Origin of the sequence: Aeromonas sp. CU5 (assembly GCF_002586745.1) — a bacterium.
Lineage (GTDB): Bacteria > Pseudomonadota > Gammaproteobacteria > Enterobacterales > Aeromonadaceae > Aeromonas > Aeromonas sobria.
In genome coordinates, this window is sequence record NZ_CP023817.1 from 3,805,001 (window position 1) to 3,823,928 (window position 18,928).

General features: G+C 59.4%; 19 protein-coding genes (1 of these 19 only partly in view). 5 read left to right on the forward strand and 14 right to left on the reverse strand.

What is annotated here, in order from left to right:
* The 6 genes in view from CK911_RS17095 to CK911_RS17120 are tightly spaced (at most 2 nt apart) and all read right to left on the reverse strand, a layout consistent with a single transcriptional unit that may run on beyond the window.
* A protein-coding gene (locus CK911_RS17095; RefSeq protein ID WP_098971451.1) for a hypothetical protein crosses the window boundary here: on the reverse strand, window positions 1-564 show its 5' end (the start). 615 nt of this gene lie to the left of the window's left edge; 564 of the gene's 1,179 nt are visible here — the first part of the coding sequence; it begins with the start codon at window positions 562-564; its stop codon lies beyond the left edge, outside the window.
* 2 nt (window positions 565-566) lie between these two features.
* Window positions 567-1,229 (reverse strand): energy transducer TonB, encoded by a 663-nt coding sequence (locus tag CK911_RS17100; protein ID WP_098971453.1) that lies wholly within the window; start codon window positions 1,227-1,229, stop codon window positions 567-569.
* Window positions 1,226-1,627, reverse strand: a complete 402-nt coding sequence (locus CK911_RS17105; RefSeq protein ID WP_005339369.1) for a biopolymer transporter ExbD — start codon at window positions 1,625-1,627, stop codon at window positions 1,226-1,228. The genes CK911_RS17100 and CK911_RS17105 overlap by 4 nt, the downstream gene beginning before the upstream one ends.
* Entirely contained in the window at window positions 1,624-2,154 is a 531-nt protein-coding gene (locus CK911_RS17110) for a MotA/TolQ/ExbB proton channel family protein (protein WP_098971455.1), read from the reverse strand. The genes CK911_RS17105 and CK911_RS17110 overlap by 4 nt, the downstream gene beginning before the upstream one ends.
* The gene (locus CK911_RS17115; protein WP_098971457.1) at window positions 2,151-3,458 is read right to left on the reverse strand and encodes a MotA/TolQ/ExbB proton channel family protein; all 1,308 of its coding nucleotides are present in this window, start codon (window positions 3,456-3,458) and stop codon (window positions 2,151-2,153) included. The genes CK911_RS17110 and CK911_RS17115 overlap by 4 nt, the downstream gene beginning before the upstream one ends.
* Window positions 3,455-4,216, reverse strand: a complete 762-nt coding sequence (locus CK911_RS17120; RefSeq protein ID WP_172954041.1) for a DUF3450 domain-containing protein — start codon at window positions 4,214-4,216, stop codon at window positions 3,455-3,457. The genes CK911_RS17115 and CK911_RS17120 overlap by 4 nt, the downstream gene beginning before the upstream one ends.
* A 209-nt stretch (window positions 4,217-4,425) precedes the next feature.
* Here CK911_RS17120 and CK911_RS17125 point away from each other — a divergent pair, with 209 nt between their 5' ends.
* On the forward strand, window positions 4,426-5,202 hold the full coding sequence (locus CK911_RS17125; RefSeq protein WP_042021995.1) for a LuxR family transcriptional regulator: 777 nt from the start codon (window positions 4,426-4,428) through the stop codon (window positions 5,200-5,202).
* Between the two features lie 73 nt (window positions 5,203-5,275).
* On the opposite strand, the gene glmS is transcribed toward CK911_RS17125, so the two are convergent.
* On the reverse strand, window positions 5,276-7,108 hold the full coding sequence (gene glmS / locus CK911_RS17130) for a glutamine--fructose-6-phosphate transaminase (isomerizing) (protein WP_098971459.1): 1,833 nt from the start codon (window positions 7,106-7,108) through the stop codon (window positions 5,276-5,278).
* 54 nt (window positions 7,109-7,162) lie between these two features.
* Window positions 7,163-7,936 carry a DeoR/GlpR family DNA-binding transcription regulator gene (locus CK911_RS17135; RefSeq protein ID WP_098971462.1) on the reverse strand — a complete coding sequence of 258 codons (774 nt, stop codon included), beginning with the start codon at window positions 7,934-7,936 and terminating at the stop codon, window positions 7,163-7,165.
* A 122-nt stretch (window positions 7,937-8,058) separates the two neighbouring features.
* Between CK911_RS17135 and blrA the strand changes: the two genes are divergently transcribed.
* The 4 genes from blrA to creD all read left to right on the forward strand — a co-directional run bounded on the left by blrA (window position 8,059) and on the right by creD (window position 12,539).
* The gene (gene blrA / locus CK911_RS17140; protein WP_098971464.1) at window positions 8,059-8,733 is read left to right on the forward strand and encodes a beta-lactam response regulator transcription factor BlrA; all 675 of its coding nucleotides are present in this window, start codon (window positions 8,059-8,061) and stop codon (window positions 8,731-8,733) included.
* Window positions 8,730-10,151: a beta-lactam sensor histidine kinase BlrB gene (gene blrB, locus CK911_RS17145; RefSeq protein WP_098971466.1), complete on the forward strand. Its 1,422-nt coding sequence runs from the start codon at window positions 8,730-8,732 to the stop codon at window positions 10,149-10,151. The genes blrA and blrB overlap by 4 nt, the downstream gene beginning before the upstream one ends.
* 96 nt (window positions 10,152-10,247) lie before the next feature.
* A complete protein-coding gene (gene blaOXA / locus CK911_RS17150; protein ID WP_098971468.1) occupies window positions 10,248-11,042 on the forward strand; it encodes an OXA-12 family class D beta-lactamase in 795 nt (264 codons plus the stop codon).
* Window positions 11,043-11,162: 120 nt separating this feature from the next.
* Window positions 11,163-12,539 (forward strand): cell envelope integrity protein CreD, encoded by a 1,377-nt coding sequence (gene creD, locus CK911_RS17155; protein WP_098971470.1) that lies wholly within the window; start codon window positions 11,163-11,165, stop codon window positions 12,537-12,539.
* 52 nt (window positions 12,540-12,591) lie between these two features.
* Here creD and glmU read toward each other — a convergent pair whose 3' ends face one another.
* The 6 genes from glmU to atpH all read right to left on the reverse strand — a co-directional run bounded on the left by glmU (window position 12,592) and on the right by atpH (window position 18,916).
* Complete coding sequence (glmU, locus tag CK911_RS17160) at window positions 12,592-13,953, reverse strand: bifunctional UDP-N-acetylglucosamine diphosphorylase/glucosamine-1-phosphate N-acetyltransferase GlmU (protein ID WP_098971472.1); 1,362 nt, start codon at window positions 13,951-13,953, stop codon at window positions 12,592-12,594.
* A gap of 93 nt (window positions 13,954-14,046) precedes the next feature.
* Window positions 14,047-14,475, reverse strand: coding sequence for a F0F1 ATP synthase subunit epsilon (locus CK911_RS17165; protein ID WP_005342354.1), 429 nt, complete (start codon window positions 14,473-14,475; stop codon window positions 14,047-14,049).
* 18 nt (window positions 14,476-14,493) lie between these two features.
* Complete coding sequence (atpD, locus tag CK911_RS17170; protein WP_042022945.1) at window positions 14,494-15,882, reverse strand: F0F1 ATP synthase subunit beta; 1,389 nt, start codon at window positions 15,880-15,882, stop codon at window positions 14,494-14,496.
* Between the two features lie 33 nt (window positions 15,883-15,915).
* On the reverse strand, window positions 15,916-16,782 hold the full coding sequence (gene atpG, locus CK911_RS17175) for a F0F1 ATP synthase subunit gamma (protein ID WP_042022946.1): 867 nt from the start codon (window positions 16,780-16,782) through the stop codon (window positions 15,916-15,918).
* Window positions 16,783-16,825: 43 nt separating this feature from the next.
* Window positions 16,826-18,367: a F0F1 ATP synthase subunit alpha gene (gene atpA / locus CK911_RS17180; protein WP_042022947.1), complete on the reverse strand. Its 1,542-nt coding sequence runs from the start codon at window positions 18,365-18,367 to the stop codon at window positions 16,826-16,828.
* Window positions 18,368-18,382: 15 nt separating this feature from the next.
* Window positions 18,383-18,916: a F0F1 ATP synthase subunit delta gene (atpH, locus tag CK911_RS17185; protein WP_042022948.1), complete on the reverse strand. Its 534-nt coding sequence runs from the start codon at window positions 18,914-18,916 to the stop codon at window positions 18,383-18,385.
* Window positions 18,917-18,928: the final 12 nt, after the last annotated feature.

Below are 18,928 nucleotides of genomic sequence, written 5' to 3' on the forward strand. Positions count from 1 at the left end.
GGCTGCCTGATCGGCCGCAACACCATAACGTTGCTGAGCGGTAAGGGCAGAGAGACGAATAATAGCGGCCTGCTTCTGCCAACCCTTCTTCAGCAACTGTTCGCTCTGGCTGGCGGCGTCACCGTACTGCTTGTTGTGGTAATAGAGGCCGGCCAGACGCAGGCGCAGCCCATCGTCTTGCTTGAGCGCCAGCGCCGCCTTGTAACTGGCGATGGCACCGGACCAGTTGGATTGCTGGGCCTGAATATCGCCGCGCAGTCGCAGCAGCTGAAGCTGTTGCTGCTCGGGCCACTCTTTATAGGCAAGGGCTTGTTCGACGTAACGGCTCGCCTGAGCGGTCTGTTGCAGATTGGCCGCCAGCGAGGCTTGCAGCTGGGCCAGCCAGGCACGCTCGGCATCGCTATTTGGTTTGAGGCCGGACGCCTTGCTCTGGGCCTGTTGCCACTGGCCGGACTGATAGTGCTTCATCACGGGTTCAAGCTGGCGAGAGAAGTGAGGGCTGACCTCCATCGCCAAACAGGCTTGGCTGACCAGGGCCAGCAGACAGATCCAGATCCGCAACATTGTTATGACTCCAGTTTGAATTTGAGCGTGATGACCTGCACCAGCTTGTCGCTGGCGCCCGGCCTTGGCTGATAGCGCCACTTGTTGATCGCCTGAATGGCCGCCCGCTCGAACTGACGCTTGGGCTTGGCCTCAACGACCTCTACATCCTGTACTCGTCCTTCCGCATCTACGCTAAAGCGCAGGGTCACGGCGCCTTCGATCCCCGCCTGCTGAGCACGATAGGGGTAGACCGGCTCGATCCGTTGCAACGGCATCAGCATGTCACCAACGCCAATGCCAGTTCCCTGCTGCTGGCCGTGGTAGTTGCCACTCAGTACTGGAGTGGTGCTGGTCGCCACACCGGGGGCATAAACCTGCACTGCACTGAGGCTGGAAACCAGATCCAGACTTGGTTGCGCCGGCGAAAGCGGCGCAGTAGCTGGCATTGGCAGAGGCGTTGCCGCCAGCGCGGCAGGGGGCTCGGGCAAGGGTTCGGGTTCCTGCGGCACCGGGCGCTCGCGCACCTGCACCTCGGTCACCTCGTTCTGCATATTGATGACTATGGATTTTTGCTCACTCGCCACCTTCTCGCCTCGGGGCGGTTCAACCAGCGTAGCCATAAACAGCAGGATGCCCAGACTGAGGGCGATCCCCAGCCCCAGGCTCATCAGCTTGTATTTCATTTCGGCGCCACCGCCACGGCGATATTGGCGATACCCGCCGCCTTGGCCTCATCCATCACCCGCACTACCTTGCCGTGGGGCACCCGCTCGTCGGCCTGGATCACCAGACTGGCATCGGGCTGCTCCGCCAGCAGACGGGCGATGGTGGCCTGTACCCGCTCCACATCGATCTGCTTGCGGTCGAGGAAGATCTGACCCTGAGCCCCGATCGCCAGCATGATGCTGGAAGATTTCTGCGCCTTGGCCTGACTGGCCTGAGGTCTGTGTACCTCGAGCCCGGCTTCGCGCACGAAGGAGGTGGTGACAATAAAGAAGATCAGCATGATGAACACGATATCCAGCATGGGGGTCATGTCGATCTGCACTTCGTCACGCTGGCGCTTGGATTGCCGTCTCATTGCATTACCTTCTCTTCTCGCAGGCCGTCCCGGGTCTTGGCCAGCGCACGCTTGGCCTGACTCTCGAGCCGGCTGAGTAACAACACGCCGGAGAGCGCCACCACCATGCCTGCCATGGTGGGGATGGTGGCGCGGGAGATCCCGCCCGCCATGCTCTCCGGGTTAAAGCGGTTGGCCGCAGCCAACGCATCGAATACGCCGATCATGCCGGTCACTGTGCCCAGCAACCCCAGCATGGGGCAGAGCACCACCAGGGTGCGGATGAAGATCAGATGACGGTTCAGTTCCAGCTCCGCCTGCGCCAGCCAGCGACTGCGGATCGCGCGAGCGTGCCAGCTATGGCGCTCGCGGCGAGCCTGCCAGCGGCCGAGCAGCTGTTGCTGCAGCGGGGCAAACCCCAGATTGAGGTAGAGCAGCCGCTCGATCATCAAAATCCACATCAGCACCAGCAGGGCCAGAATGACCCAGAGCACCGGGCCGCCACGGCCCATGAAGCTCTGCAGCTGTTGCCAGATGTCGAGCATCATGCTGCTCGCTCCATCCCGCCGTTATTGCGCTCGGCACGCTCGGCCAGAATGCCGGCCACCTGCTGCTCCAGCACATTGGAGAGCTCGGTGAAGCGGGACTGCAGCAGGCTGTGGGCCAGGATCAGCGGAATGGCCGCTACCAGACCCTGTACCGTGGTGACCAGCGCCATGGAGATGCCGCCCGCCATGATCTTGGGATCGCCGGTACCAAACTGGGTGATGGCCTGGAAGGTGCCGATCATCCCGGTCACGGTACCGAGCAGACCAAGCATGGGGGCGATGGCTGCGATCACCTTGACCATGCCAATGCCGCGCTCCATCCGAGGGGTCTCCTGCAGGATCGCCTCATCAAGACGCAGCTCTAGGGTCTCCATGCTCAGCTCGGGGTGTTTGTCCGCCACCGTCAGCACCCGACCGAGGGCGTTGTCGGCATGATATTCGCCGCTCTTGAGCTGGCGACGCACCAGCGTGAGTTCGCGGGAGAGGCTCCACAGCCGTACCGCCGCAATTCCCAGACCGATAGCAGCCAGCAGCACGATAATGGCGCCAACCTGACCACCTTGCTGTACCTGCTGCCAGAAGGTGGGTGCCTGTGCCAGCATCGCCAGCAAAGTGCCATGAGAAGGATCCAGCGGCAGCGCTTCCCCTTCCTGACCCTGATAAGCGGCGACAGCAGAGAGCACGCTGCCGGATAGACCCAGTACCGGGCTCAAACCTTCGGCGGTCGGCTGCAGGAAGCCGTCTCTCCCCAGCATGGCAAAGCTGCCTACCCGGGTCAGCGACTGCTCGCTGGCAGCCCCCTGGGCATCGAGCACCTTGCCGCTGAACTGGGTAATCCGGCCCGATTCGCGGATCTCTTGCAACAGGGTAGCGGGCAACAGAGCGAGGGCGGCGCGATCCGGCACCTGTTTATCCTGTGCCATGGTTTTCAGCGGAGCGAGGCGCTCCGGGTACTGGCCCTCGACTGCGGATTCGCTCAGCAGCTTGACCGCATCGCTGGCGCCCTGACGGGTGACCGCGAAGATCTCGTTCATGTCGCCGGAGGCTTGCTCCCACTGGGCGTTGAGCTCCACCAGCTGCTTTTCATTGCTGGCGAACTTGCCAGCCAGCTCCTTGCTCAGGCGCTGGGCCTCAGCCAGTCTGGTGCGGGCACTACCGAGCTCCTTGGCAACGGTCGCCAAATCTTGCTGAGCCTGCTGTTCGCGAGCCTGTTCCTGCTGCTGCCACTCATCATTGGCGATAGCGGCGTTGGTACCGCAGGAGAGGGCAATAAGGAGGGGAAACCACTTCATGGTGACTCTCATGATTGGGCCTCCTGACTGCGGCTGACAGAGAGGGGGACATTGAGCAACTGGGGAACTTTCTTGTCGGCGGCCACATCCAGCGCCTCGGCGATGGGGGAGAGCCACCCGCTGTCGAGGGCTTGCCACTGCTTTGCCTCGGCGGACCAGCGCCATGCCTGACTGCGATCGGCTGTCATCGCCAGCAGGGAGACCCGACCCAGCGCCAGTACATCGACCCGACGCGGGGCACCGTCCAGCTCCAGCTCGGCGGAATAGTTGTCCATCCGGCTGCCGTATTCGGCTTCGATCTGATATGCCTGCAGCAGCTGACGGAATTTTTCCGCCTCGCTCACGTCCGCGCGGGCCAGCGTCGCTTTCAACTGTTCAACCCGCGCCAGACGATCTTCCTTACGCAGCGGGATGTCGTTTTGCACCAGCTGTTCCAGATCTGCCTGCATCTGCAGCATCAGCGGGATCAAGCCCTGACGGGTCTCTTGCACCGCATCCAGCTGCTGACTCAGCTTGCCCAGCTCATTTTGCTGATCGGCCACCAGAGATTGCATGTAGCGGTTGTAGGCTTCGAGATCGCGCAGTTGCAGCTGGGCATTTTGCAGCTCCAGTCGTGCGGCAACGGCGGCATCGGCGGCTTTTTCCACCCGCTGCTGGGAGGCTTTCCCGGCAGCTATGCTGTTGTTGAGGGCGGGAGCAACCAGCTCATCCCCGATGGCAGCAAAGTGGACTAACAGTGGCAGCAGGGCCATACCCCATAAATTGTTCATTGAAACGCATCTTATTAATGATAACTATTATCATTATCTCAAATGCAGCGCAGACTGGCAACGAGAGGATTTCCTTGGCCTTTATGCACAAAAACAGGATAATTTTTAAGCAGGCACGGAATAAGTGGCGCCAATAGCCACCACACAAATATAAATAACGAGAAAAATCTTTTCGATCAGTGTGATAGAGATCGAAAAAGGAGAAAGTAATGCTCAACGATGCGATCTGGGAACATATAGACAAGTTCACCAAGGCAACTAAAACCAGCGATATCCAACAGCTGCTGGAAGGCTTCAGTCATCAAATGGGCTTTGATTACTTTCGTCTGCTGATTATTTTTCCCATCAGCATGCAGAAATCCCATGTAGCGCTGTTCAATAACTGCCCGGTGGCTTGGTTTGACGCCTACAGCGAGAATCAGTATCTGACTCAGGATCCAGTGGTCTATCTGGGGCTGAAACAGACCCAGCCGATCTTCTGGAACAAGCTCGACTGCGACTCACCCTGGCTACCCAGCGCCAGCCGCGACGTGATGAATCTGGCGGCCGATTTCGGAGTGCGCAATGGCGTCTCCTTTCCGCTGCACACCCCGCAGGGGGAGCACGGCATCCTGTCATTCATCACCAAGGACAAATCCAACTCCGACCTGATGTTTGAAAATGTCCCGCTGCTGTCGTTTTGCGCCAGCTACATCTTCAACTCCGCGCTGCAACTGATCAAAAGCAGACCGGATATGATGAAATACCTGACCGAACTGTCGGATCGGGAGAAGGAGTGCCTGTTCTGGGCCAGTGAGGGCAAGACCTCCTGGGAGATCGCCACCATCCTCGGTATCAGTGAGCGGACGGTCAACTTTCACCTGACCCAGGTGACCAACAAGACCGACTCGAAAAACCGCAGTCAGGCCATCGCCAAAGGGATCACCAGCGGCATCATAGTGCCCTCCCTCGACGAGGTAACCATCACCAACCTGCGGCTGTCGTAACCCTCAGCCGAAACAAAAAGAGCCGCAATTGCGGCTCTTTTTCATTTCAGAAAGTTACTTATCAGATAGTGACTTACTCAACGGTCACCGATTTTGCCAGGTTGCGCGGCTGGTCGACGTCGGTGCCCTTGATCAGGGCTACGTGGTAGGAGAGCAGCTGCAACGGCACGGTATAGACGATGGGGGCGATCACCTCTTCCACATGGTTGAGGTTCATGACCCGCATAGTCTCGTCGCTCTTGAAGCCGGTATCAGCATCGGCGAACACGTAGAGGATACCGCCACGGGCGCGCACCTCTTCCACGTTGGACTTGAGCTTCTCCAGCAGATCGTTGTTCGGTGCCACCACAATGATGGGCATCTCGGCATCGATCAGCGCCAGCGGGCCGTGCTTCAGCTCGCCAGCGGCGTAGGCTTCAGCGTGGATGTAGGAGATCTCTTTGAGCTTGAGCGCCCCCTCCATGGCGATGGGGTACTGGCTGCCACGGCCGAGAAACAGGCTGTGCTGCTTGTCGGCAAACTCTTCGGCCAGGGTTTCGATATCCTTGGCCAGCGCCAGGCTCTCTTTAATTCGCAGCGGCAGGGCTTGCAGCGCCTTGACCAGCTCGGCTTCGGCGGCCGCACTCAGGTGACCACGGCAGTGACCGACCGAGGCCACCAGCATCAGCAGACCAGCCAGCTGGGTGGTGAACGCCTTGGTGGAGGCCACGCCGATTTCGGCACCGGCGCGGGTCATGAAAGCCAGATCCGATTCACGCACCAGCGAGGAGCCCGGCACGTTGCAGATGGCCAGCGAGCTCATGTAGCCGGACTCCTTGGCCAGACGCAGTGCCGCCAGGGTATCGGCGGTCTCGCCACTCTGGGAGAGGGTCACCAGCAGGCTGTTGGGGCGCACTACCGATTTGCGATAGCGGAACTCGGAGGCGATCTCCACATCGCAGGAGACGCCAGCGATCTCTTCGAACCAGTAGCGGGCCACCATGCCGGAGTGATAGGAGGTGCCACAGGCGACGATCTGGATGTGCTCGACCTTATCGAAGATGGCACGGGCACCGTTGCCGAACGATTCGACCACCACGTGATCGCTGCCCAGACGCCCTTCCAGGGTGTTGGTGATCGCTTTGGGTTGCTCGTGGATCTCTTTGAGCATGTAGTGGCGGTATTCGCCCTTGTCACCGGCATCGTGAGAGAGTTCGGACTCTTTCTCTTCACGCACCACGGCGTTGCCGTTGGTATCGAAGATATGCACGTCGCGGCGGGTCACTTCGGCCACATCACCCTCTTCCAGGAAGATGAAACGGCGGGTCACCGGCAGCAGCGCCATCTGGTCAGAGGCAATGAAGTTCTCGCCGATGCCACGGCCGATCACCAGCGGTGAGCCGGAGCGGGCCACCACCACGCGGCTGTCATCACGGCTGTCCATCACGACTGTGCCGTAGGCTCCGCGCAGCTGCTTCACTGCAACTTGCATGGCCACCAGCAGACTGGGGGCGGATTTCAGCTCGTGATGCACCAGATGGGCAATCACCTCGGTGTCGGTGTCGGAGCTGAACACATAACCCAGCCCTTGCAGCTCGGCCCGCAGCTCTTCGTGGTTCTCGATGATGCCGTTGTGCACCACCACGATATGCTCGGAGACGTGGGGGTGGGCGTTGCGCTCGGAGGGCTCGCCGTGGGTAGCCCAGCGGGTATGGGCGATGCCGGTACCACCATGGACGGACTGCTCGTCGAGCGCCTTGGCAAGCTCGGCCACCTTGCCCAGACGGCGAACCCGCTGCAGCGGCTGGTTGGCGCTGAACACGGCCACACCGGCAGAGTCATAACCGCGGTACTCCAGACGGCGCAGGCCCTCTACCAGAATTTCAGCCACATCACGTTGGGCTACAGCCCCGACGATGCCACACATACACTTCTCCTTGAGATGCAAAAACGTTGATTCGGTTATGTTCCGTGCTCTATATCAGCAGGCGAGCGGGGCACAGATAAGCTGGATGCCCTGAGCCTGAATATGTTCTCTGGCTTCGCTGGCCAAACCATCATCGGTGATGACGGTCTGAATGCTGGACCAGGGCAGTTCGAGATTGGGGATCTTGCGGCCGATCTTTTCCGACTCGACCATCACAATCACCTCCCGCGACACCTCGGCCATCACCCGCGACAGGCCCACCAGCTCGTTAAAGGTAGTGGTGCCACGCTCCGGGTCGATGCCATCGGCACCGATAAAAAGCTGGTCGAAGTCGTAAGATCGCAACACCTGTTCCGCCACCTGACCCTGGAAGGATTCGGAGTGAGGGTCCCAAGTGCCACCGGTCATTAACAGGGTAGGCTCATTTTCCAGCTCGCGCAGGGCACCGGCCACATTGAGGGAGTTGGTCATCACGATGAGGCCGCGCTTGTTGCCCAGCATGGGGATCATGGCGCTGGTAGTACTACCGCTATCGATGATGATGCGATTGTGATCGCGGATCCGCTCGGCTGCGGCTCGGGCAATGGCTAACTTTCGGTTCGAAACTTGTTCGGGATTGGCCTCGACCACCATCTCGCTGGGTAAGGGTACGGCGCCACCGTAACGGCGCAGCAGCAGGCCGCCGGTCTCCAGTACCGCCAGATCTTTACGGATGGTCACTTCAGAGGTAGCAAAGTGTTTGGCGAGGGCGTCGACACTCACTTCACCCTGCTCTTGTACCAGAGTCACTATGGTGTGGCGGCGTTGTTGAGTATTACGTTTGGTCATTTTTAAGTTTCGATTCGAAAGAACATCGAAATATTAGCCCCTTTTTCGGAAAAATAAAACAGCAAATAGGATCCGATTTGGTTCGATGCCAGAATGGGGGGCCAATTTGCGACGAGGATGCCATGCAAAAGAGAGTCATCTGGCTGGTGGAGGATGAGGCCAGCATCGCCGACACCCTGATTTACGCCCTGCAAACCGACGGGTTTGAGGTGGAGTGGTTCATGCTGGGCCAACAACTGCTGACACGACTGGAACAGGCGCGACCCGACTTCCTGATCCTCGATGTGGGGCTGCCCGACATCAGCGGCTTCGAACTCTGCAAGCAGGTGAGGGCGCTGACCGACATTCCCCTGATGTTCCTCACCGCCCGCAGCGAGGAGATAGACCGGCTGATCGGGCTGGAGATAGGGGCCGACGACTATGTGGCCAAACCCTTCTCGCCACGGGAAGTGTGCGCCCGGGTGCGGGTCATCCTGCGCCGCAGCCAACCCGTCGCCCCCCAGCCCAGCGCCCTGCTGGTACTGGATGAAGAGCGGGCCCGCATCCATTTTCGCGGCCAGCCACTGGCCCTCACCCGTTACGAATATCTGCTGCTCAAGACCCTGATGCAGGCGCCGGGGCGGGTCTACTCCCGTCAGCAGCTGATGGATCTGGTGTGGCAGGATGCGGAGGAGAGCCTGGATCGCACCGTCGATACCCATATCAAGACCATCCGCGCCAAGCTGCGCGAGCATGATCCCGAGGCCAACCTGATCCTCACCCACCGCGGGTTGGGCTACAGCCTGGAGCTGGCATGAGACTCGGGCTGCAACTGCTGTGCGGGCTGCTGCTGATCTTCGCGCTGGCCGCCTGGTTCGTGCTGGAGATCTTCGTCGAGGAGATCAAACCCGGGGTGCGCAGCGCCACCGAGGATACTCTGGTGGATATGACCCAGCTGCTGGCACCGCTGGCGCTCGATGATCTGCAAGAGGGAAATATGATGAACGGGCGACTGGCCAGCGCCTTCGCCCGCCTCAACCAGAATCCCATCAATGCGATGATCGACGGCCACCTCAAGCAGCAGGCGGAGTACCGCATCTATGTGACCGACCGGCAAGGCATGGTGATTTACGACTCGGACGGTACAGATCTGGGCAAGGACTATTCACGCTGGAACGATGTCTACCGCACCCTGCGCGGCCAATATGGCGCCCGCAGCACCCGCACCGATCCCGATGATGCCACCAGCTCGACCATGTATGTGGCGGCCCCGCTGCGGGAAGGGGCCGAAATCATCGGCTCCCTCACCGTCGCCAAACCCAATCGCACCCTGATGCCCGCCATCGAGCGGGGGGAACAGCAGCTGCTGCGAGCCGGCGGCCAGATGCTGCTCATCTCGCTGCTGATCGGCAGCCTGCTGGTGTGGTGGCTCAACCGCGCCATTGGCAAACTGGTGCACTACGCCGACTCTGTCAGCAAGGGGGAGGCGGCAACCCTGCCACGGCTGCACACCGTCGAACTGGATCGGCTCGGCCGCTCGCTGGAGACTATGCGCCACCAGCTCGATGGCAAGAGCTACATCGAGGACTACGTCCATAGCCTGACCCACGAGTTGAAGAGCCCGCTGGCCGCCATTCGCGGGGCAGGGGAACTCCTGGCCGAAACCCCGCCCCCCGAGGTGGCCAAACGGTTTATCGGCAACATCAATCTGGAAACCGCCCGCATGCAGCAGCTGATCGAGCGAATGTTGCAACTGGCGCGGCTGGAGTCGGGGCAGGGGCTGGATCGCCAGTCGGTGGAGCCGGCGAAACTGGGCAAGCGCACCCTCGATGCTCGCCAGATCATCGCCCAACGCCGTCAGGTAATGCTGACGGCCGAACTGGCCAGTGCGCCGAAACAGAAGTGGGATCCGCTGCTGGTGGAGCAGGCCATCGGCAACCTGCTGGATAACGCCATCGACTTCTCTCCCGCCAACGGGCAGGTCACCCTGAGCGGCAGCCTGCAAGAAGAGGGTTACTGTTTTCGGGTCACCGACAGCGGCCCCGGCATTCCCGACTACGCCTTGCCACGCATCTTCGAGCGCTTCTACTCGCTGCCGCGCCCGGACAAAGGCAAGAGCAGTGGTCTGGGGCTCAGCTTCGCCCATGAAGTGGCCCACCAGCATGGCGGCCGCCTGACCCTTGCCAACCGACCGGAAGGGGGCGCGCTGGCTGAACTCTGGCTGCCGTTCGCCTAGCCACCTCCCCACAACTTCACATTCCCCACACAAAGCGGCGTTAAACTGCCGCCTTATCTTATTGATTAGCCTCATCCATTTGCTCAAGGAAATGCTATGTCCCGCCTGCTTCTCTCCAGCCTGCTGGCTACCGGTCTGCTCGTAGCCCTGCCAGCCTCCGCCGCCAGCGGCTGCTTTCTCTATGCTGACGGCAACGGCCAGACCCTCTCCCGCGAAGGGGACTGCTCCAGCCAGCTGCCGCCCGCGTCCACCTTCAAGATCCCGTTGGCGCTGATGGGTTACGACAGCGGTTTTCTGGTGGATGAAGAGCATCCGGCGCTGCCCTACAAGCCGAGCTACGATGGCTGGCTGCCCGCCTGGCGCGAAACCACCACCCCGCGCCGCTGGGAAACCTACTCGGTGGTCTGGTTCTCCCAGCAGATCACCGAATGGCTGGGGATGGAGCGCTTCCAGCAATACGTCGACCGCTTCGACTACGGCAACCGGGATCTTTCCGGCAATCCGGGCAAGCATGACGGCCTGACCCAGGCCTGGCTCAGCTCCAGCCTCGCCATCAGCCCGGAGGAGCAGGCCCGCTTCCTCGGCAAGATGCTCAGTGGCAAACTGCCGGTCTCGGCGCAAACCCTGCAGTACACCGCCAATATCCTCAAAGTGAGCGAGATCGACGGCTGGCAGATCCACGGCAAGACCGGCATGGGCTACCCGAAGAAGCTGGATGGCAGCCTCAACCGCGATCAGCAGATCGGCTGGTTCGTCGGCTGGGCCAGCAAACCGGGCAAGCAGCTGATCTTCGTTCATACCGTGGTGCAGAAACCCGGCAAGCAGTTCGCCTCCCTCAAGGCGAAAGAAGAGGTGCTGGCCGCCTTGCCCGGAAAATTGAAGACCCTGTAATTCCCCCAGAAACCGGCGCAATGCCGGTTTTTTTATCCCCCTTCACCACCACTTCACACAAGCCCATCACCCCTTCACGTCGCACAGACAAACTCGCTCCATCCAACAAGGAGACGTGTCATGGTCAAACAGATATTCACCCACAAGATCTTTCTGCTGCTGTTGCTCAGCCTGCTGTTGATGGTACCAGTGCAATCCATCATGGAGCTGAACCGGGAGCGTCAGGCTTACCGCAGTCAGGCCATTCACAGCATCATGGCCAGCAGCAGCGGCCCGCAGCGACTGATGGGGCCCATCCTGGTGCAGCCCTATACCCGCTCGGTAACAGTTGAACAGGAGGGAAAACGCTTCGTCCGTCAGGAGCAGATCTACCGTTACCTGCTGCCGGAGCAACTGGATATCAAGGCCAACATGGAGGTGACCCCGCGCAAGCTGGGCATCTATCAGGCGCAGGTCTACCAGACCCGGCTCACCCTCTCGGGCCGCCTGCCCACCCGACAGAGTCTGCTGGATAACGCGACCTCACCGCTTGATGAAGCGGCCGAGCTGGTGGCGGGTAAACCCTACCTCAGTCTGGTGCTCTCCGATGCCCGCGGTATCAACAGCGTCCCCGAGTTGCAGCTCGGCACCCAGCGGATCCCGTTTGCCCCCGGCGCCCGCCTTGGTGACGCACTGGCGGGTATCCATGCCCCGCTCGACAGCCTGCCCCAACAGGATGGCACCTTTCATCTGGAGCTCAATCTGCAGGGGATGAACGCCCTCGACATAGTACCGCTGGGCAAGGAGAGCACCCTGCTGCTGGCGGGCAACTGGCCCCATCCCAACTTTATCGGCGACTTTCTGCCGGGCAGTCGCACCCTGAACTCGCAAGGGTTTGAGGCCAACTGGCAAACCAGCTGGTTCGCCAGCGACATGGAGACTCGCTTTAACCGGATGATGAACGGGGGCGATAGTAATCTCTCCACCTTCAGCGTCAGTCTGGTGCAGCCGGTGGATCACTATCAGCTCAATGAGCGGGCAGCCAAATATGCCCTGCTGTTTATCGGCCTCACCTTTATCAGCTTCTTCATGTTCGAGCTGCTCAAGGGGCTGCGGGTCCACCCGATCCAGTACGCGCTGGTGGGCATAGGACTGGCCATTTTCTATCTGGTACTGCTGGCACTGACCGAGCACCTCGGCTTTGGTTGGGCCTATCTGGTGGCCGCGCTGGCCAGCGTACTGCTCAACGGCTTCTATCTGAGCCATGTGTTGGGCGGCCCGAAACAGGGGATCGGCTTCGCGGCGCTGCTCGGGCTGGTCTATGCCATCCTCTACAGCCTGCTGCAGGCCGAAGAGATCGCCTTGCTGCTCGGCGCCCTGCTGCTGTTCGCCACCCTGGCTCTGATCATGCTGCTGACCCGCAAGCTCGACTGGTATCAGGTGATGGACTCCAGCACCCCCGTCACCACATGGGCAGCTCCCCAACCATCGAGCAGTGACACCAGCCATAAGTCATAAGCCAAAAAAAACCGGCGCCATCAGGCGCCGGTTCTATTTTATTGATCGGGCATCACTTCTTCTTGACCGGGCGAGCCCAGTTTTTGATGTGACGCTGGGGCACCCGGGTGATCACCAGCTCATTCTCGGCCACATCCTTGGTAATGGTGGAACCCGCCCCCAGAGTCGCCCCCTTGCCGATGCGCACCGGTGCCACCAGCTGGGTATCGGAACCGACGAACACATCATCTTCGATGATGGTCTGGAACTTGTTCACGCCGTCGTAGTTGCAGGTGATGGTACCGGCACCGATATTCACCTTGGCACCCACCTCGGCATCACCCAGATAGGTAAGGTGACCACACTTGGAACCAACCCCCAGCCGGGATTTCTTCATCTCGACGAAGTTGCCGACGTGGGCATCCTGCTCCAGCACGGCCCCCGGACGCAGACGGGCAAACGGGCCGACCGAGCACTGATCGGCAATCTGGGCACCTTCGATGACGGAGTAGGGCTTCACCTCGGTGTGATCGCCAATGACGCAATCCTTCAGCACTGCACCGGCACCGATGCGGACGTGGTTGCCGAGAGTTACCTTGCCTTCGATGATGACGTTGACGTCGATCACCACCTCTTCACCGATCTCAAGAGTACCGCGCAGATCGAAGCGAGCCGGATCGATCAGGGTGACACCGGCGATCATCAGCTTCTCGGCCTGCATCTGCTGATAGCTGCGCTCAAGGGCAGCCAGCTGCACCCGGTTGTTGGCCCCTTCCACCTCGGCAGCATGATCCGGATGTACCGCTGCAATCGGGCAGCCATCGCCGTGCGCCATGGCGATCACGTCGGTCAGATAGAACTCGCCCTGAGCATTCTTGTTGTCCAGACGCGACAGCCAGCTGCGCAGCTGACCGCCGTTGGCCACCAGCACGCCGGTGTTCACTTCGCGGATAGTCAGTTGCTCGGCGTTGGCATCTTTCTGTTCGACGATACCGACCACCTGACCGTTTTCACGGACGATGCGGCCATAGCCGGTGGGGTTGTCCAGCACCACAGTCAGCAGCGCCATGCCATCGCTTGCCTTGGCAGCCAGCAGTCGTTGCAGGGTCTCTGGCTGGATCAGCGGGGTATCGCCGTACAGCACCAGCACGTCGTCTTCATCCTTCCAGAACGGGATGGCCTGGGCGACGGCGTGACCGGTACCCAGCTGCTGCGCCTGCAGCACCCAGTTCACGTCGGCGGCTACGATCCGCTCTTGCAGCAGCTCGGCACCGTGGCCATAAACCAGATGCAGCTGCTCGGCACCGACCTGACGGGCGGTATCGATCACATGGGAAACCATGGGTTTGTTGGCTACCGGGTGCAGCACCTTGGGCAGAACGGAACGCATACGGGTACCTTTACCCGCAGCCAGGATCACGACGTTGAGGGACATAAATTGGCCTTTGGAACATGAGAAATACTCGGCGGAGTCTATCGAACGGGTAAAAAAAAAGCGACCCGAAGGTCGCTTTTTACATCACCGTTATTAGCGGTAATTCTTTTTGACGATATCGATAACCCGCAATTGGGCCATCGCCTTGGCCAGCTCGGTGGCGGCCTGGGCGTAGTCGATATCACCATGGGAGCTGTGGATCCGCTCTTCGGCTGCGCGCTTGGCTTCCTGGGCTTTCGCCTCATCCAAGTCGTCAGCACGAATCGCGGTGTCCGCCAGCACGGTCACGGATTCAGGCTGTACTTCCAGCATACCGCCGGAGATGTACAGCACCTCTTCAGTTCCGTTCTGCTTCACCAAGCGGACCAGGCCCGGCTTGATGGCAGTCAGCAACGGAGCATGACCGTGGCGGAGACCCAACTCACCTTCGGAGCCTGATACCTGAGCAGTTTGCACGCGACCGGAAAACAGTTTTCCTTCGGCGCTCACCACATCCAGGTGAAAGGAGATCATCTCTGCCATGGGCCCTCCTGTCGAGGCTTACAGTTTCTTGGATTTCTCGACGACTTCGTCGATACCGCCAACCATGTAGAACGCCTGCTCGGGCAGATCGTCATACTCGCCTTTCAGGATGCCCTGGAAACCACGGATGGTCTCTTTCAGCGGCACGTATTTACCCGGAGAACCGGTAAACACTTCTGCTACGAAGAACGGCTGGGACAGGAAACGCTCGATCTTACGGGCACGGGCTACGGTCAGTTTGTCTTCTTCTGACAGTTCATCCATACCCAGGATGGCGATGATGTCCTTCAGCTCTTTGTAGCGCTGCAGTACGGTCTGAACGCCACGAGCGGTCTCGTAGTGCTCTTTGCCAACTACCAGCGGATCCAGCTGACGAGAGGTAGAGTCCAGCGGGTCAACGGCCGGGTAGATACCCAGTGCCGCGATCTGACGGGACAGTACAACGGTCGCATCCAGGTGGGCGAAGGTGGTCGCCGGAGACGGGTCAGTCAAGTCATCCGCAGGGACGTAAACGGCCTGAACGGAGGTGATGGAACCAGTCTTGGTGGAGGTGATACGTTCTTGCAGAACACCCATCTCCTCGGCCAGAGTCGGCTGGTAACCTACTGCGGAAGGCATACGGCCCAGCAGTGCGGATACTTCAGTACCGGCCAGGGTGTAACGGTAGATGTTGTCCACGAAGAACAGCACGTCACGACCTTCGTCACGGAACTTCTCGGCCATGGTCAGGCCGGTCAGCGCCACGCGCAGACGGTTTCCGGGCGGCTCGTTCATCTGACCGTAAACCAGAGATACTTTGTCCAGTACGTTGGACTCCATCATCTCGTGGTAGAAGTCGTTACCCTCACGGGTACGCTCACCTACACCGGCGAATACAGAGTAACCACTGTGTTCGATCGCGATGTTACGGATCAGCTCCATCATGTTTACGGTTTTGCCTACACCGGCACCACCGAACAGACCCACTTTACCACCCTTGGCGAACGGGCATACCAGGTCGATAACCTTGATGCCGGTCTCCAGCAGATCGTTGCTGTTGGACTGATCTTCGTAGCTGGGAGCAGCGCGGTGGATAGACCAACGCTCTTCTTCACCGATCGGACCTTTTTCGTCGATTGGCTCGCCCAGTACGTTCATGATCCGACCCAGAGTCGATACACCGACCGGCACCTGGATGGATTTACCGCTATTCATTACTTCCAACCCACGACGCAGACCGTCGGAGGAGCCCATAGTGATGCAACGAACGACGCCGCCACCGATCTGCTGCTGAACTTCCAGCACCAGACCCTGACCTTGACCTTCGCTGACGACTGTCACTGCATCGTACACCTGGGGCACGGCATTCTGCGGGAACTCGATGTCCACCACAGCGCCGATGATTTGGACGATGAAACCGTTACTCATGTCAAATCCTCTAAACCTTTGATAACCCTTGCCTTACACCGCAGCAGCACCGGATACGATCTCTGTAAGTTCCTGGGTAATACTGGCCTGACGGGCCTTGTTGTACACCAGTTGCAGATCGTTAATCAGGTTGCCGGCGTTGTCAGTCGCGGCTTGCATGGCAACCATTCGGGCTGCCTGTTCACTTGCCAAGTTTTCCACTACCCCCTGGTACACCTGGGACTCGACGTAGCGAATCAGCAGGGTATCCAGCAGTTGCTTGGGATCCGGCTCATAGAGGTAATCCCAGTGGTGTTTCTTGGCGAGCTTGCTGTCTTCAGTTATGGGCAAAGGCAGCAGTTGATCGACTCGTGGTTGCTGCACCATGGTGTTGACGAACTTGTTGTACACCAGATACAGCTTGTCAATCTCACCGTTGTCGTAAGCCTTCAGCATGACCTTGACTGAACCAATCAGGTCATTGACGCTCGGGTTATCGCCCAGTCCTGCGACATGAGCTTTCACCTTGGCGCCGTGCCGTTCAAAGAAGTTGGAGGCCTTGTTACCGATCAATGCCAGGTCAACCTTGGCACCTTTCGCGCTCCATTGCTTCATATCATTGAGGGCAGCCTTGAACAGGTTAATGTTCAGACCACCACACAGGCCACGGTCGGTGGAGACGACGATGTAACCCACTCGCTTGACCTCACGTTCGATGAGGTAGGGATGCTTGTATTCCAAGTTCCCCTGAGCGATATGGCCGATCACCTTGCGCATGGTTTCAGCGTACGGACGGCTGGCAGACATGCGTTCCTGCGCACGGCGCATTTTGCTTGCTGCCACCATTTCCATAGCGCCGGTGATCTTCTGAGTGTTTTTCACACTCCCGATCTTGTTACGTATCTCTTTTGCGCCGGCCATCTCTTACTCTCCATCAGGTGGCAGCTCGCGCTGCCACACACGCTTACCAGGTCTGGGTTGCCTTGAAGTCATCCAGCAACGCAGTCAGCTTGCCAACGATCGCGTCGTTGTAATCGGCCTTGGCATTGATTTCAGCCATCAGCGAACCATGCTGGGTATTGGCGTAAGAGAGCAGAGCGGCTTCGAAGTCGACGATCTTGTTCAGCTCGACATCGGAGAGATAGCCTTTCTCGGCGGCGAACAGCACCAGCGACTGCTGGGCAACGCTCATCGGAGAGTACTGCTTCTGCTTCATCAGCTCGGTCACTTTCACACCGTGATCCAGCTGCTTGCGAGTCGCCTCGTCCAGATCGGAAGAGAACTGGGCGAATGCCGCCAGTTCACGATACTGGGCCAATGCGGTACGGATACCACCGGACAGCTTCTTGACGATCTTGGTCTGAGCAGCACCACCTACACGGGATACGGAGATACCCGGGTCAACAGCCGGACGAATACCGGAGTTGAACAGCTGTGAAGTCAGGAAGATCTGACCATCGGTGATGGAGATCACGTTGGTCGGAACGAACGCAGATACGTCACCAGCCTGGGTTTCAATGATTGGCAGGGCGGTCAGAGAACCGGTCTGGCCTTTCACGGCACCATTGGTGAACTTCTCTACATACTCGGCGTTAACGCGAGCAGCACGCTCCAGCAGACGGGAGTGCAGATAGAAAACGTCGCCCGGGTAAGCTTCACGTCCTGGCGGACGGCGCAGCAGCAGGGAGATTTGGCGATAAGCTACGGCCTGTTTGGACAGGTCATCATAGATGATCAGCGCGTCTTCACCGCGGTCACGGAAGTACTCACCCATGGAGCAACCGGCATACGGAGCCAGGTACTGCAGAGCAGCAGCTTCGGAGGCAGAGGCAACCACCACTATGGTGTTGGCCAAGGCACCGTGCTCTTCCAGCTTGCGCACCACGTTGGCGATGGTGGAGGCCTTCTGGCCAATCGCAACGTAGACACACTTAATGCCGGAATCTTTCTGGTTGATGATGGTGTCGATCGCGATGGCGGTCTTACCAACCTGACGGTCACCGATGATCAGCTCACGCTGGCCACGACCAATCGGGATCATGGCATCGATGGCTTTCAGGCCGGTCTGGACCGGCTGGTCAACAGACTTACGCTCGATAACGCCCGGTGCGATCACTTCGATCGGCGAGAAGCCGTCGTTGTCGATCGGACCTTTACCGTCGATCGGCTGACCCAGGGTGTTCAACACCCGGCCCAACAGACCACGACCTACCGGCACTTCCAGAATACGGCCAGTACCTTTTACTTTCATTCCTTCTGACAGACCGTCATAGGAACCCATGATCACCGCACCGACGGAGTCACGCTCCAGGTTCAATGCCAGAGCGAAGCGGTTGCCCGGCAGCTCGATCATCTCACCCTGCATGGCATCGGCCAGGCCGTGAATACGAATGATACCGTCGCTCACAGAGACGATAGTACCTTCGTTACGCGCTTCGCTTTTGACATCAAACTGCGCAATGCGCTGCTTGATCAGCTCGGCGATTTCAGTGGAATTCAGTTGCATGCTCTAATACCCCAATCAAGATTGCAGCGCGTCAGCCATGCGATCCAGCTTACCGCGGACTGTGCCGTCGATTACCAGATCACCGGCCTTGATGAGCACCCCGGCCATCAAGGACGCATCCATGCTGCAATTCAGCTTCACTTTGCGCGCGAGACGTTGTTCCAGAGAAGCCTGAATATTGGCTTTCTGCTGGTCGGTCAGTTCGATCGCCGAAATCACGTCAGCCTGAACTTCTTTATCCAGTTCAGCCTTGAACGCTAAAAATTCAGCAACGACCGCCGGCAGCACACCCAAGCGACCATTCTCGGCCATCACCCTGATCAGGTTCTGGCCATGCTCGTCGAGTTGCTCACCGCAGATACCGACAAACAGCGTTGCCAGTTCTTCGGCAGCCACAGAGCCGTTTACCAGGTTGTGCATGGTTTCGTTTTCCGCTACTTGCGCAGCGAAACCGAGCATACCCAGCCACTGGTCAACCGCCTTGTGCTCAACGGCAAACTCGAAAGCAGCCTTGGCGTAGGGGCGAGCGATTGTAGTCAGTTCAGACATAGCCCCGTTCCC